A 15670-nucleotide genomic window follows, 5' to 3' on the forward strand; every position below is an offset into this window, starting at 1 on the left:
CAATATTTATTAACATTTTTTAGTAGAATCATCGCTTCTATTAGCGATGATTCTACTATATAATTAACTATTAATATTCATTTAAATGAGGGGGCGAAGATTTGCAAGCAGATTTATTAATAGTAAATGGGAAATGCTTTAATCCCGCTGATAATGAAACCTACAAGTGGATTGCAATAAATAAAGATAAAATAGTTGCTATAGGAAAGGGCGATGACTACTTAAATTTCTCTGAATACTGCGGCGAAATCATCGATGCAAATGGTTCTTCAGTGCTACCTGGTTTTTATGATAGTCATTGTCATCTTGCTCAGACCGCTATCAATCATGTTAGCCTGAATTTAAGTGAGGCTACTTCTTTTAATGATATCGGAGATTTGATTTCTATGCAGTCAAAAAAGAATCCTGGTAAACCAATAAGAGGAATTCGACTGGATGAACTTAACTTGAAAGAAAAGAAACTTCCTGATAGATATATATTAGATAAATTTTGCGATGATGTTCCAGTTTGGATAAATAGAGTGGAATATCATACGAGTATATTAAATACATACTCTTTGCTCCATTACAAAATTCCATATTCAGTCTCAGGAATTGAGCTTGATAAAAGCGATATGCCAACAGGTATTTTTAGAGGAAATGCAAACGCTTTGCTGCGTCAGAATATCTTAAATAGCATAAGCAATGAATTCAAACTTGAAGCTTTAAAAGAGATAATACCAAACTTTATTAAGTCTGGTGTTACAACGGTATCTTCAATGGAAGGTGGCTTTATGTTTTGTGATAAAGATGCAGAATTCATACATGAGTATTATAAATCTATGCCTATTGATTTGGTGCTCTTTTATCAGACTACTGACATAAAAAAAGTCACTAGTATGGGACTTAAAAGAATTGGTGGGAGTTTATTTATAGATGGCTCTTTTGGTTCTAGAACTGCTGCACTTTATCAGGACTATTCTGATTCCCCTGGTAATCGAGGAGTTTTATATTATACTCAAGATGAACTAAATTCTTTCTTCCTAGATTGCTATGAAAATAATCTTCAAACTGCAGTTCATGTTATTGGTGAGCATTCCATTGATCTTGCTTTAAATGCTCATGAATATGCATATAGAAGAACTGGTAATAACACATTGAGGCATAGACTCGAACATATAGAACTCCCTACCCCACTTCATCTAAAAAAATCAAAAGCATTAAATTTGATTTATTCAATGCAACCGGCTTATGAGTACTTTTGGGGAGGGGTAGGTAAAATGTATCAAAGGAGGCTTGGAGAAAGATATAAAATTACCAATCCATTCGACGAAATTATTAAATGTGGTATTAAAATTTGTGGCGGGTCTGACAGTGATGTTACACCTTCCAATCCATTACTAGGAATTCATTCTGCAGTTAACCATCCCGTTGAACAGCACAGAATACCTGTTCTAGAAGCTGTTAAAATGTTTACATCGAACTCTGCATATGCGATATCTGAAGAGAATGTTAAAGGTAGTTTAGAAATAGGAAAATTGGCTGACTTAGTAATTTTAAGCGATGATTTATTCAGTATAAACAAAGAAAATATAATAGATGTGAAAGTTAAGGCAACTATTAAATCTGGCAATGTTTTGTTTAATGAACTTAGAGGGGGAGGTAGAGTATAAAATGCCTATTCTCTCGATAAGTATGCTAGGAAAAATCACTATGAAATTTAACGGTGAATACATCGAAAATAAATTAAGTAACAAGGCAATTGCTCTAATTTGTTATTTAATTACTAATTCAGAGAAAAAAATTAGCCGTGAGAATTTAGCAGGTTTGCTCTGGGCTGATAGCGATGAGGAATCTTCAAGATACAATTTAAGATATAGTTTGTGGAGTATTAAACGTATTATCCATCATGATGAAAAAGGTGAGGAATTAATTATTTCAGAAAAGGATTCATGTTATATAAATAAAAGATATGACTTTTTTTGTGACATTCTTTTTCTTAAAAATTATGAGGAAAAGAATAACATTACCCTAGAGGAACTTCTTAATTTGAAAACTTTATTCTCAGGAGAATTTTTAGAAGGACTGTATATCAAGAAAGCTTCTGAATTCAACGATTTCATATTATTTGAGAGAATCATTTTTCAAAATAAAAACCTAGAAATTCTGAAGAAAATATCGAAAAAATATGAAGAACTAAATCAACCTGAAAACTTTATTAGGACAGTGAAAGAAATGTTGGTAATTGATTTATATAATGAAGATTTTGCTTATATGCTTATGGATACTTATAATAAATCAGAAAACATAACTAGCGCAATTGATTTTTACCAAAGCTTCGAGAAAAGCCTCAGGAAGAACTTAAATATTTCTCCTTCAAAGAAATTGAAAACGCTCTATAGTTCAATAATTTCTACTAATCAAAATGAAAAAAAGATAACAAATAATAGTTACGCCAATGTGCAAAAAAAACATTTATTTATTAATACCTTTTGCCTAAAAAAAATCCCCTTTTTCTGGATTTCTGATGTCATAGGAAAGATTGTAGAGGAATTAAAAGCTTATAAGGAATTAATTATTGAAACCAATTATATTGCCGACCTAGCATTTATTCAAAATAAAATAGTGTTATTGAGTAAAGAAAAAATCAAAGTTCCTCAAGCGGTACCTCCAGTACGAGTAATTAACGCGCTTTATGAACTCCTTAAATCTTTACCAGAGTTTTACTTGATTCATATTAAAATTAATAATTTCGAAAACATTGACTCTATTTCAAAAGATGCACTGCAATATATTGAAAGTAATTCCATAGAAGGTATCGAAATTATTAAATACTAATATAAATTTAATGAAGTTTTAATTGAGAAATTAAAAAATCCAGCAGTTCATTATAACTACTGGATTTATATTATTTGTTATCCCTATAACTCCCACTATTTACGGTACCGATTATCTCTTAGAGATCTAAACCATCTTTTTTTCTTATGGCTTCCTTCAATGTGTGCCAAGCAAGCACCGCACATTTCACTCTAGCTGGCATTGTAGAAATATTTTTAAGAGCAATTGCATCTTCTAATTTTTCTAACTCTTCATCATCAGTAACTTCTTTTTTTATCATACCTATGAAGGTATTTACATATTCTAATGCTTCCTCTTTAGACTTTCCTTTTATAAGGTCTATCATCATTGAGGTAGATGCCTGAGATATGGCACATCCACTGCCTTCAAAGGCTGCATCCTCAATGATATCTCCATTAAATTTTAGTGATAGAGTTATATCATCGCCGCAGCTTGGATTGTGTCCTCTCTCTGTACAATCTGCATGTTCTATATGCTTCTTATTGTGATTACTTTGGTTATGCTCCATTATTATTTCAGAATATATTAAATTAAGATTCTCCATATCCTAACCACTTCCTTACACTTTTTATACTTTCAATAAATTTATCTACCTCTTCAAAGGTATTATAGAAGTAAAAGCTTGCTCTTGAGGAAGCTTGAATTCCTAAATACTTCATAAGAGGCTGTGCACAGTGGTGACCAGCTCTAACTGCTACACCATAGCTGTCTACAATACTTGCAACATCATGGGGATGAACACCTTCTATATTAAAGGATATAATTCCACCTCTACTATCCATATCTCTAGGTCCATAAATAGTTACATAAGGTATTTCCCTCATTTTACTTAGTGCATATTCTGTAAGTTCTTTTTCATGTTCTGTAATATTGTCCATTCCCACAGCTTCTAGGTAATCTATAGCTGCACATAAAGCTACTGCTCCTTCAACATTTTGTGTACCTGCTTCAAATTTAAAGGGAAGCTCAGCAAAGCTTGACTCCTGCTCTGTTACATACTCTATCATGTCCCCTCCTCTTAAAAAGGGAGGCATTTTTAAAAGAAGTTCTTCTTTTCCGTATAGCACTCCTATTCCCATTGGAGCAAGTGCTTTGTGTCCTGAAAATACAAAGAAATCTGCATCTAAATCTGTTACATTTACCTTCATGTGGGGTACACTTTGAGCTCCGTCAACAACAACGACGGCTCCTTTGCTGTGAGCATACTCTACTATATCTTTAACAGGGTATATAGTTCCAAGTACATTAGACATTTGTGCTACAGCTACAAGCTTTGTCTTATCAGTAATCTTTTCCCTATACTCTTCTTCAGTAAGTCTTCCTTCTTTATTTATATACATATATTTTAAAACTGCGTTTTTTGCTTTTGCTACCATTTGCCAAGGCAATATATTACTATGATGTTCTGAAATAGTAACTACAATTTCATCTCCTGGCTGTATAAAAGCCATTCCATAGGTATAGGCTATCAGGTTTAGTGATTCAGTAGCATTTTTTGTGAATATTATTTCACTAGCCTTTCTAGCTCGAATGAAATTTTTAACCTTCTCTCTAGCTCCTTCATATGCATCTGTTGCTGCTACGCTTAGATAATGGGCGCCTCTGTGAGGATTTCCATTAATCTTTTCATTATAATCTGTTATTGCCTGTATAACTGATTTTGGCTTATGTGTTGTAGCTCCGTTATCTAAATAAACTAATTTTTTACCATTTATATCTATAGAGAGGATTGGAAAGTCCTCTCTTATTTTATTCACATCAATCTTGCTCATCTTTAATCCTCCTATAGAAAGTTTAGGATTCCAAGTTAAAAAATCAATTTCCTACTTCTTCTCCTAAACTAGCCTCTTTCTAAGTTCCTCTAATAAAAATTCTTTAAGTTCTTGTACCGGTACTCTATCAAAAATAGGGCTGAACTTAGCTTCCACTACAAGTTTCTTAGCTTCTTTCTCACTAAATCCTCTACTCATTAAATAGAATAATTTATTCTCATCCATTTGCCCTACGCTGGCTGCGTGTGATCCTTCTACATCATCTTCCTCACATAGAAGCATTGGCACTGAATCAGTTTTTACTGTAGGGTCTAATAAAAGTACATCTTCATCCTGTGCTCCTTTTGCCTTTGATGCACCCTTTTTAAAATCTATATTACCTTTAAATAATTTCTTTGCTTTATCCTTCAGTACACCTTTGATTTCCATGTTACTTTCACTTCTTCTGCCTCTGTGATTTACAGTGTAATAAATGTCCTGCTTTCGAGTTCCATCTACAAGGTATGCAGAATGTAATTCTGAGGAACTATTATCCCCTTTTAGATTAGTAACATAGTTAGTAACGTTTATTTCACTTCCTATATCAACAGTAACCCAGTTTACCTTTCCATCTCTTTCTACAAAGGCTACATTAGAATCAAAATGAGTTGATTTATCATTCATTCTTTGTATTTTAACTATAGTTACCTCCGAATTTTCTCTTGCGAACACTTTTGTTACACCATTATGGAATGGCTTATTTTCTTCTAAAGCATCTCTATTAGCTTCCGTGTCTGAGTCATTTATACTATAGTCCATAACAACAGTAACTTTACTTCCCTTTTCTGCAATAATGATATTATGATCTATCACTGTAGGGTTTTCCCTATCCATTACAAAGTCAAGTCTAATAGGTGAAGCTACAACATGATTTTCACAGGTTCTAAGGAACACTCCAGAATTAAAGTTATACTCACCTAAGGCTACAAATTTATCGGAGACTCCAAAGCTTTCCTTCAAATTTATAAATTCATTTATATCCTTTACTACTTCTAAAGCCTCTTTTGTTTCCAAAACCAATGCATTATCTAAAGTTCCATCTTGAAAGCTTAAATATTGTTTATTAAAAGCTTCTATCGTTGGAAGTGTAAACTTTTCTAGATTAAAGTTGTTTACCTTTAAATAACTCCAAGCAGGAACTACAGTTTGATTTAACTTATGCTCCTTTTCGCTGTTTACTGCATTTAAAATATCTATAATGTCATCATATTTATTCTTTGACAACTCTCTTATTGTACCATTCATTTTCTGCTCCCCCCCTTAACCTATAGTTCCTTCTAGCTCTAGTTTTATTAAGTTATTCATTTCAACGGCATATTCTAGAGGAAGTTCCTTTGCTATAGGTTCAACGAATCCTCTAACTATCATCGCTTTTGCTTCTTCTTCACTTAATCCTCTACTCATTAAGTAGAATATAGCCTCGTCACTTATTCTGCCTATCTTTGCTTCGTGACCAATATCTATATTGTCATTGGCAACGCTTATAACTGGTACTGTATCTGATCTTGACTCATTATCAAGCATCAAGGATTCACAGGATACAGTAGACTTTGAATGATGTGCATTTGGAGTAGCACTTAAAAGTCCTCTATAAACAGCAATTCCTCCATTTTTAGATATAGACTTTGAATTTATTGTTGAAGTTGTATAAGGTGCTGCGTGAACAACCTTAGAACCAGTGTCTAAATGCTGTCCTGACCCTGCAAAGGTAACTCCAGTAAACTCTGATCTAGCTCCTTCTCCTCTTAAAATACTCATTGGGTAAAGCATAGATACTCTTGATCCAAAAGAACCAGATATCCACTCAATAGTTCCATTTTTATCTACTACAGATCTTTTTGTATTTAAGTTATACATATTTCTAGACCAATTTTCTATAGTGCTATATCTAAGAGTTGCTCCCTCTTTTACAAATAATTCAACACAGCCTGCATGTAGGTTATTAACATAATACTTTGGTGCTGAACATCCTTCTATATAGTGAATCTTAGCTCCCTTTTCTACTACAATAAGTGTATGCTCAAACTGTCCTGCTCCTGGGGCATTTAGTCTAAAATAAGACTGTATTGGTATATCTACCTGAACACCAGCAGGCACATAAACAAAGGAGCCTCCTGACCATACTGCACCATGCAGTGCTGCAAACTTATGATCACTTGGTGGTACTAACTTCATGAAATATGGCTTTACTAAATCCTCATATTCCTTTACTGCAGTTTCCATATCCATATAAAGTACACCTTGACTTGTTAGCTCTTCGCTTACATTATGGTAAACAACCTCTGAATCATACTGAGCACCTACTCCCGCTAATGATTCATGCTCTGCCTTTGGTATTCCAAGAAGATCAAAGGTCTTCTTTATATCCTGCGGTACATCCTTCCAATCATGCTTCATATCAGTATTTGGTCTAATGTAAGTAACTATATTTTCTACATCCAATTCCGTTAAATCTGGTCCCCAGGATGGCATAGCCATGCTGTTATATATCTCCAAAGACTTAAGTCTAAAATCTCTCATCCACTGAGGTTCATTTTTTTCCTCAGATATTTGCTCTATTATTTCTCTAGTTAGCCCTTTTTCTGTCTTATAGCTATATTTAAAGTCATTTTTTATATCATAAATTCCTCTTTCTATATCATCAATATAAGTTTTCTTCTTTTCCAATTTACTCCACCTCTTTTTCTGAATATGCTTTTGCTAAGTTTCAAGCTTACTTATCTAACTCAGCTCTTATTGCATCATATCCACTTTCCTCAATTTCTCTTGCCAATGACATATCTCCTGTTTTAACAATTCTTCCATCCATTAAAACATGAACATAATCAGGCTTTAGATAGTCTAGTATACGATTATGGTGAGTTATTATTAGAATTGAATTTTCTTCATTTACAAGTTTGCTAACCCCTTCTGCAACAATTCTTACAGCGTCAACGTCTAATCCTGAGTCTGTCTCATCTAATATAGCAAGTTTAGGTTCTAATACTGCCATTTGAAGTATTTCATTTTTCTTTTTCTCTCCACCAGAAAATCCTAAATTTAAATATCTTTGAGCATAACTCTCATCCATCTTTAGAAGTTTCATCTTTTCCTTAAGTGCTTTTCTAAACTGTATAATGTTTTGAACTTTTCCTGCAACTGTACCTTTAGCTGTACGTAAGAAATTCTCTACTGTTATTCCCGGTACTTCTTCTGGATATTGGAAGGATAAGAAAATTCCCTTTCTTGCTCTCGCATCTACTTTTAAATCATTAATTATATCGCCTTCAAAGACCATTTCTCCATCTATAATTGAGTATTTTGGATGACCCATTAATGTATTTGCAAGAGTTGATTTACCAGCACCATTAGGTCCCATTATTACATGAATTTCACCTTTTCCTATTTCTAAATTTAATCCTTTTAATATTTCCTTCCCTTCAACAGAAGCTTTTAAGTTATTTATTTTCAATAGTTTATTTTTCATCATTATCTCTCCTTACATATCTGAGTATTTCACTCTGATTTTTAAACAAAAAAATTTATACATTAATTGTCTTTTTTCGGCGACCACCTGTTCTAATACCTCTATATGATTCAAATTTCATTTCATAATAATCTTCATCATATCCGAGAATATTACTCTGATTTCTCTTTAGCTATATTTTACTACTTAAAACAAAAATAATCAATATCAAAAAATAATAATTGACAACTAATAATAATAATTGGTATGATTTTAAAGGTAAATACTTTGACTATCAAACAAATAATAGCAAAAAATACATACTACTAGGAGGAATAGCATAATGAAAGATCTTTACAAAATTAGCTGGTATGCAGAGCGCATATCGCCTTATTTACCTGAAAAAGCATTTAAGCCAGCACCTACTCGTCTTTTTGGAGGACTTGCTTATTTAATTGTTATTACTGCAGGGTTTCTTGCAATTGATTTATTCAATCTTAATCTATTCTTTAATTTTTTGATTTCAATTATTTTGGGATTCAGTTTTGCATCTATAGGTTTATTAGCCCATGAAATTCTACATGGTACTGTAGTAAAGAAACCTTGGCTCAGAAATCTACTAGGTGCAATTGGATTTTGGCCCTTACTCATTGGCCCTAGACTTTGGATTAAATGGCATAATATGAATCACCATGCTTACACTCAGGACGATGATATGGACCCTGATGCATGGATGAGTATGGAACAGTTTAATAATAGACCTTTTATAGGTTGGATATACCGTCTACCTATTACATTTCGTTCTTTGTTTAGTTTTACCTTTTTAACTGTTTCATTTACCCTACATTCTACTAGGATGTTCTTTCACTATATAAATGATTTTAAGCCAAATAAACGATTAGTTACTTGGATACAATTCATTTTACCTTGGACAACCTGTATAGGCTTGCTCTTTTACATAGGTTTAGAAAAATGGTTGTTTGTTTATTTAATTCCGGCGCTTATTGGGAATTTTATAGTTATGGCTTATATTGCAACTAACCATCGATTAAATCCCCTTGTACCAGTTAATGATCCTTTAGTTAATAGTCTTACTGTTACAGTACCTAGATGGTTGGATATCCTTAACTTTAATTTTTCACACCACACAGAACATCATCTTTTCCCTAGAATGAGTCCTAAGTACTATCCTTTAGTTAAGGAGCAAATAAAAAGAATGTGGCCGGAGCGTTATAATGAAATGCCGATGGGAAAGGCATTAATATCACTTTGGAAGACACCTAGAGTTTACTATAATAATACGGAATTAATTGATCCACACAAAGGTAATATCTATGGTTCTTTAGGAAATGGATTTGATCCTAATAATGTTAAGTATCGTAAAATATAACCTGCAAAAAGTAGTTTTAGACTGTCTAATCTTTTAAGATGATCCAAAAGAAATAAAGCAGGCCCTTTTAAAATTAACTGAACCCATGGCTTTAAGTGCCATGGGTTTAACTATCCTAAATCACTATTTTTTCATTTTAACAGTAAAACTCTTGTCCTTTAATATTTTCACATTTGAACCATCATAAGTTCCAATCATAATATTTCTTGATGTACCAATTTTAAATACCTGTACATTATCATTGAAATTATGATATTTTCTGCAAAGTTCATTTTCTTTATCTCCCCACCCCTCCTTTACTACAGTACCATCTGTTATAACATATATTGGTATATGAAATCTTTGTCTGAAACGCTCTTTTCCAAAATACTTTTCACTACATCTTACAATCAGATATTCACCATCTATAAAGTAATCCTTTATACTTACACTTCGATCTTTATCAATGGTTAATTCCATTGGCTTTACATTATTCACATCTACCTTAACCGCTGGTAATTTTTCAGTTTCTTCGCTTGCTTTGGTCTCATAAATTGGTATAATGGTTGCGCTTTTCATATCATTATTGGATATAAAAGTTGAACTCCATATAGGGGTTCCTAGTAAACCATTTGTATATCTAGAACTACCATTCCAACACAATTCATTACCTTTATCATCCAAAACTATAAAGTCAAAAACAGTAACACCACTTATATCATCAAATTTGCCTTTTCCTTTTATAGTTACAGTAAGTGGAGAAATAGTTACCGTTGAAATCTCCCCTTTTTCACCATTTATTTCAAGCTTAGAATTAATTTTTTCTTCACAGGTCTTCTCTGTCTGCTTACTTTTATCAAGGAAGAAATGAACGCCCCAATCCCCTGTTTTACCAAATAAATGTGATATGTTGATATCTATATTCATCTTATTTGGCAACTTATCCTTTGACCAATCTATTTTCTTTAATATTCTAATTGTATTGTTGTCTATAAACTCCCATGATGCTCCAGCACCTGTACTTACACTTTTCCCATTAACCTTCATTTCTGTTGGAATTAATAAAGCATCAGAATAGTTATCTTTAATTTCTTTATTATTATTTTTCACTACAAAATTTAAAAATAGCATATTATTATCTGCTACTGCACTTTCAAAGGTAACGTCAATACCTTCACAGGACTTGGTCTTACCAATTACATCAAGGTAATTAGAGTATTTTCCATTTACACTAACTAAATCTCTTTTAAATAATTCTCCGATTATTGGAACACTAGTAGCTAATGCTGGGTTTACCACTATAGCAGAAGATATGAAAATCATAGTAATTGCAGCAGCTATAGAAATCTTTTTCTTACTGATAAATCTTTTCTTAGTTATTAATTTTTCCTTACTTAAACCTTCTTTTATATTCTTCTTAACTCTTTCCTTTTCTATTTCACTTACAGGCATTTCTTCAAATTCCTTTTCATCTACTTCTATATCATTAAACATTTCATAAATATCCTTCATATTAAATCACCTCCAAGTTTAATGCTTTTTCCTTTAATTTTCTCTTTCCTCTGTAAATTCTATTATCCACGGAAGCCTTGGTAATATTAAGCTTTATAGCTATATCCTCTGATTTATAGCCAAGGAAAAATTTAAGAATAAAAATATCTCTATCTATCTTTTCTAAACTATTAATTATCTCTATTACCTCGTTTCTGTTTTCTATAGTAATTAAATCATCTTCTACTGAACTTTTATCCACAACTTCAATAGTCTCTAAAACTTCCTCAGCCTTTTTTACCCTTGACCTGTAATAATCAATAGCCTTAAACTTAGATATAATATAAAGCCATTTCTTAAACTCACTATCATCACCATGAAATTTATTTGCGTTTCTCCAAACAGAAAGAAACACATCATTTATACATTCCTCTATAAGCCCTTCATCTTTAAGTGGACCAAGAACCTTATATATAGTTCCTTTAATTAAGATCAGATAATTGTCAACTATATAATCTAAAGCATCTTCCTTCCCATTTTTTAGCCTTTGTATGTAATTTTTTTCGTCTGATTTCATAAACTCTCTCCTTACTAAAAGGTGTTGTTGTAAAAGCTTTTACACTTTATATAACGAATGAAAAATAAAATATTCTCAAATTTTTCTATTTTATTTTAATAATACATTAGTAAGATAGACTTGTAACTATTCAACTATATATAATACTGTGAAATTTTAGGTATGCCAAAATGGGGCTGCTGAATTAAAGAATTTACATACAATACATTGTTCTTTAAATTTAAAATTAGAACAATATATTGTAGTATTTATTCTTAATGCAGCAGCCCCATTAATCCATTTTAACTAAACTATTTTAGCTACAACTATCTTTGTTGCATAATAAACTAAAATATTATATGCTATAGCAATTGTCCATAATACTATTAAAACTTTTATTGCCTGTTCCGTTTTATTTTTTTCTGCATTTTTATATATATTTATAATTTTATATGACCCCCAAATACCAATACACCAGCTGAATAAACTCTCTACAGATAATATTGGTATTAATAAATGCAGAAAAATAAATAGGGATTTTATACTTTCACTGTATTTTACGGTTATTTCCTCTTGCAATCCATTTGAAGTACTTACTACATTTTGTTCCAAATTACTATTCATTCTTTACTGCCTTTCTTTAAAATAGTTAGCTTTTATCATATCATTTGATTGCTGTAGTATATTAATATATTCCTTCTTCTCTTCACTGGAAATTTCTTTTCCTACATAAGATTTATTAGTTAGCACCACATAATCTAAATTAGTATTTAAAAGATTTCTACCTAATGCAGTGCCAATATAATTGTTTTCTTTTATACCCATTAAATAACTAATCGTTGGGAGAAAGTCTACTTGTCCACCATTAACCTTAAGTTCTTTACCGTGAAAATTCTTCGAATATATTATTAAAGGTACTCTTCTATCATTATTTCTCCATTTATCTGGTATACCGTTAATATCTTTTACTTCTCCACCAAAAAACTTGTGAACACCTTCATGGTCGCCATATATAGCCACTATAGTATTTTCTAACATACCTTTTTTATCAAGGTCTTGTATAAACTTTCCTATCATTGCATCTGTATAATGTATGCTTTCTATAAACCCACCCATCTTAGTTCCTTTTAAATTATCTGACAGGTCAATAGTTACCTGGTCTCTTGGAATAACAAAAGGGCTGTGGCTAGTTTCCGTTATCATGAAAGTATAAAAGGGCTCTTTTTGTTTTTCTATCTTTCCCACTGCTTGTGATAAAAAGCTTCTATCACTTAAATTTATCCCTATTATTTCGTCTGCATTAAAATTTGTTATGTCTAAACAGTTATCAAAGCCCATGTGTTTTTCTGCTGCCATCCAATTCCAATAACTACCTTTTTCTCCATGCATCGAATAAGTATAGTAGCCTTCCTTCTTTAATAGGTTTGGTAATGAATTATAATCATTATATGGATAATTAAAATTATTATTTCCTATTAATACAGGAAGCATAGAAGTATTAGAAACAAAAGTAGCATCAGAAGTTGTACCATTATAGGTTTGCTCATGATAATTGGAAAAATAAAGTGAATTACTGAGCAATTTATTTAAGTTAGGTGTTATTTCTTGATTGTTTACTTTTCCGTTTATAATAAAGTTTTCCATTGACTCTACTTGAATAACAATCAGATTTTTTCCTTTAAAAATTCCATTATAACTATTTGGTTTAAGATTTTTCTCTTTTGAACTAAAGTATCTTTTTATTGAGTCTTTCTCCTGCTGAGACATGATATAAGATGTGTTATCTTTGCTGTAATTGTATAAATCATATAGGTGATAACCTATTGGCGTTAAATAATACATGCTTTGGTTTTGTGACCATGATCTTTTAAATAAATATTGATAAGCATATCCTCTTTGAAATTTATCTACTTTGACATGATTATAGGCTAGATATAGGTTTGGAATTAAAAATAATATGCCAAACTTATTTAGGCTTCTTCTAACATTCTTATAAGACTTTATATTTTTTATAAAAATCGCTATAAGAATTACAGCGTTTATTAAAAATATCAAATCTATTGTTCTAAACATTGCGAGTATACTTGGAGTTAATCTTTCTAAATTAGCTGTCATTTTAAACATATAGTAATTTAAAAATGAGCTATTGCTTCTATAATACCATAAGTCCAGTATCAATAATAATGAAATAAATATATTCATTATTATCATAAACAAATTTTGTGCTATACCCTTAAATAAAAATCCAAAAGAATATGGTATTAAAGCAAATACTATATATATTAATATTGGCAGTATCCCTAAAATAGCAGTTCTAAAATTTATACTTACTGCATTTCCATCGGATAAAAGCAAGATAAATAGAATATATTGTATTAATGTGCCTACTACCGCTGTCATAAAAAATTTATCTTTTATAAGTTCTTTTATGTTTTTTTCTATAAAACTAATGGTTCTCTTCACATTTAGCCCCCTTTGTTCAAAAAATATGTAGATTTATTATATCACATTTTTTATAATAACAATATTTTTTTATTCGTTAAATATAAAAAGCTAAACTGTGAATCCTTAGGTCACAATTTAGCTTTTTATATTGCCGCATTGGAATTATACTTAGAGCTTCTTATAACTTAATTTTAAAAAGTCTTACCGCTTCTTCAGCTTTAATCTTATCCATCTCATCTAATTTATCTATATATTTTAAGATACTTTTGCTTATTTCTATTTTGTAAGCACCACTTTTAACCCTTTCAATAAGTTCTTTTACTTTATAGGTTTCAACCTTACAATTGAAAATAGATAGAACTTTAAAATGCAATAGATTTAGCCCTATGTCACGAGTTTTTTCCCATTCTTCATATGTACTTATCTTTTCACATATTAAATCTATAAGAGAAGTTATTACTTCATTTATTTCATCAATATTATTATCATATATAAACTCTATAGAGTCTACAATTTCAAAACTATGTGCTATGGTCAGCATAATATCATTTTTTACACTTTCAAACTCTTCTTCATTCAAAATTGAATGTAACCTTAAAAAACTATTATTTTCATAAAATCTAGTTCTTACAAACTTTATAAATGTCTCAAAATCCTCAGCATTATTTCCAAGCTCTATTTCAAATAATATTCTAAAAAACAAATTCCATTGAAATTCATTATTTATTGAATTCAATATAGTATATCCAATCTTATTAGAGAAAGCATCTTCAAAATGTATCTCTCTTTCAAATTCTATCTCACTATTAAAATTCACATCATTTTTACTAATACTATTTAATCTATCCATTGTTTTTACCATTGTTTTATTATAATCATCCAAATTTTCAGCATTTCTAGTTCTAAAAATATATTTCATTATGGTATCACAGGATTTTTTAAAGTCAACTCCAAAGCCAATACTATTTTGCATTTTTGTTGAAAATATATCATAAATAATTTTCGAAAGAAATACTTCTAATTTAGACTTTCTCATCATAGGATCTATACTATTTGCACTACTAAATTGGTTATAAATCATAAGAAGCTGATTATCTATCATAGTAAGGTTCTTTTTAATAGATCCCATTAGTTCTTTTAAAAAGTCATCTGCTATTCTGTAGTTATGATCTTTATATATTATTTTATGCTCAAGCTCACCCCAAAATATATTAACCAAGGACTTAATTTGGAGCTCAAATTTAATTATTTTATCATTTATTTCATAAATTCCATCTATTCTAAAGATTTCAAACCCATTTTTTTGTTCCTGTGGTTGTTTACCAGTTAACTCTAATCTAATATTTTCATTTAATTCATTGTAATAATATCCATCAGCATTTCTTTTGTTAAAAAGCTTTTTTAGAATTTTAAATATTACCATTTCATCTTCAATAAATCTACATTCTACTCTGACTCCAATCAAATCTGAAAGATTTGAAATAACCTCCTCTCCTGACTTGTACTTTTTATAATAATTATTCCTTATTATTTTTTCTCTCAAACTAGAAGAAGACTTTACTCTTGAATTTACCTTTATATCTCCATCATTATTATTTTCTAATAATTTTTCAAAATATATCTCTAAATCCTTAGCTTTATCTTGTAATTCATCATTTATTTCTTCTAAACATCCTATAACTTCTTCAATAAAATTAAACATCTTCAGTTCCATA

13 protein-coding genes are annotated in these 15670 nt (G+C 30.6%); 3 read left to right on the forward strand and 10 right to left on the reverse strand.

The features are described 5' to 3' along the window. The first annotated feature begins 101 nt into the window (after positions 1–101). A complete protein-coding gene (locus tag I6U51_RS03365; RefSeq protein ID WP_211141183.1) occupies positions 102–1652 on the forward strand; it encodes an amidohydrolase in 1551 nt (516 codons plus the stop codon). A gap of 40 nt (positions 1653–1692) precedes the next feature. Further along, positions 1693–2817 carry an AfsR/SARP family transcriptional regulator gene (locus I6U51_RS03370; protein WP_211141184.1) on the forward strand — a complete coding sequence of 375 codons (1125 nt, stop codon included), beginning with the start codon at positions 1693–1695 and terminating at the stop codon, positions 2815–2817. A 118-nt stretch (positions 2818–2935) separates the two neighbouring features. Here the strand turns inward: I6U51_RS03370 and sufU are convergent, their stop codons facing one another. The 5 genes from sufU to sufC form a co-directional block, all read right to left on the reverse strand. Continuing rightward, positions 2936–3382 (reverse strand): Fe-S cluster assembly sulfur transfer protein SufU, encoded by a 447-nt coding sequence (gene sufU / locus I6U51_RS03375; protein WP_211141185.1) that lies wholly within the window; start codon positions 3380–3382, stop codon positions 2936–2938. Continuing rightward, entirely contained in the window at positions 3369–4610 is a 1242-nt protein-coding gene (locus I6U51_RS03380) for a cysteine desulfurase (protein WP_246517054.1), read from the reverse strand. Before I6U51_RS03380 ends, sufU begins: the two co-directional genes overlap by 14 nt. A gap of 63 nt (positions 4611–4673) precedes the next feature. Further along, entirely contained in the window at positions 4674–5894 is a 1221-nt protein-coding gene (sufD, locus tag I6U51_RS03385) for a Fe-S cluster assembly protein SufD (protein WP_211141186.1), read from the reverse strand. Positions 5895–5909: 15 nt separating this feature from the next. Next, complete coding sequence (sufB, locus tag I6U51_RS03390) at positions 5910–7316, reverse strand: Fe-S cluster assembly protein SufB (protein ID WP_211141187.1); 1407 nt, start codon at positions 7314–7316, stop codon at positions 5910–5912. Positions 7317–7362: 46 nt separating this feature from the next. Continuing rightward, the gene (sufC, locus tag I6U51_RS03395; RefSeq protein WP_211141188.1) at positions 7363–8115 is read right to left on the reverse strand and encodes a Fe-S cluster assembly ATPase SufC; all 753 of its coding nucleotides are present in this window, start codon (positions 8113–8115) and stop codon (positions 7363–7365) included. A gap of 322 nt (positions 8116–8437) precedes the next feature. On the opposite strand from sufC, the gene desB reads away from it, so the two are divergent. Then, positions 8438–9484 (forward strand): Delta(10) desaturase DesB, encoded by a 1047-nt coding sequence (desB, locus tag I6U51_RS03400; protein WP_211141189.1) that lies wholly within the window; start codon positions 8438–8440, stop codon positions 9482–9484. A 123-nt stretch (positions 9485–9607) separates the two neighbouring features. Here desB and I6U51_RS03405 read toward each other — a convergent pair whose 3' ends face one another. From I6U51_RS03405 to I6U51_RS03425, 5 genes are all read right to left on the reverse strand, one after another. Continuing rightward, a complete protein-coding gene (locus I6U51_RS03405; RefSeq protein WP_211141190.1) occupies positions 9608–10975 on the reverse strand; it encodes a DUF4179 domain-containing protein in 1368 nt (455 codons plus the stop codon). A 1-nt stretch (position 10976) separates the two neighbouring features. Beyond that, positions 10977–11531, reverse strand: a complete 555-nt coding sequence (locus tag I6U51_RS03410; protein ID WP_211141191.1) for a sigma-70 family RNA polymerase sigma factor — start codon at positions 11529–11531, stop codon at positions 10977–10979. A 285-nt stretch (positions 11532–11816) separates the two neighbouring features. Beyond that, complete coding sequence (locus tag I6U51_RS03415; RefSeq protein WP_211141192.1) at positions 11817–12134, reverse strand: hypothetical protein; 318 nt, start codon at positions 12132–12134, stop codon at positions 11817–11819. 3 nt (positions 12135–12137) lie between these two features. After that, positions 12138–13973: an LTA synthase family protein gene (locus I6U51_RS25285; RefSeq protein WP_343069477.1), complete on the reverse strand. Its 1836-nt coding sequence runs from the start codon at positions 13971–13973 to the stop codon at positions 12138–12140. Between the two features lie 160 nt (positions 13974–14133). Next, a complete protein-coding gene (locus I6U51_RS03425; RefSeq protein ID WP_211141193.1) occupies positions 14134–15669 on the reverse strand; it encodes a GTP pyrophosphokinase in 1536 nt (511 codons plus the stop codon). Between the last annotated feature and the right edge of the window lies 1 nt (position 15670).

It is taken from the genome of Clostridium aciditolerans, assembly GCF_016316925.1.
Lineage (GTDB): Bacteria > Bacillota > Clostridia > Clostridiales > Clostridiaceae > Clostridium_AM > Clostridium_AM aciditolerans.

Coding starts and splice junctions, on each gene's coding strand:
- sufC (WP_211141188.1), bottom strand. CDS start 8,115: ATGAAAAATAAACTATTGAAAATAAATAACTTAAAAGCTTCTGTTGAA.
- sufU (WP_211141185.1), bottom strand. CDS start 3,382: ATGGAGAATCTTAATTTAATATATTCTGAAATAATAATGGAGCATAAC.
- I6U51_RS03380 (WP_246517054.1), bottom strand. CDS start 4,610: ATGAGCAAGATTGATGTGAATAAAATAAGAGAGGACTTTCCAATCCTC.
- I6U51_RS03425 (WP_211141193.1), bottom strand. CDS start 15,669: ATGGAACTGAAGATGTTTAATTTTATTGAAGAAGTTATAGGATGTTTA.
- I6U51_RS03405 (WP_211141190.1), bottom strand. CDS start 10,975: ATGAAGGATATTTATGAAATGTTTAATGATATAGAAGTAGATGAAAAG.
- I6U51_RS03370 (WP_211141184.1), top strand. CDS start 1,693: ATGAAATTTAACGGTGAATACATCGAAAATAAATTAAGTAACAAGGCA.
- sufD (WP_211141186.1), bottom strand. CDS start 5,894: ATGAATGGTACAATAAGAGAGTTGTCAAAGAATAAATATGATGACATT.
- I6U51_RS03415 (WP_211141192.1), bottom strand. CDS start 12,134: ATGAATAGTAATTTGGAACAAAATGTAGTAAGTACTTCAAATGGATTG.
- I6U51_RS03410 (WP_211141191.1), bottom strand. CDS start 11,531: ATGAAATCAGACGAAAAAAATTACATACAAAGGCTAAAAAATGGGAAG.
- desB (WP_211141189.1), top strand. CDS start 8,438: ATGAAAGATCTTTACAAAATTAGCTGGTATGCAGAGCGCATATCGCCT.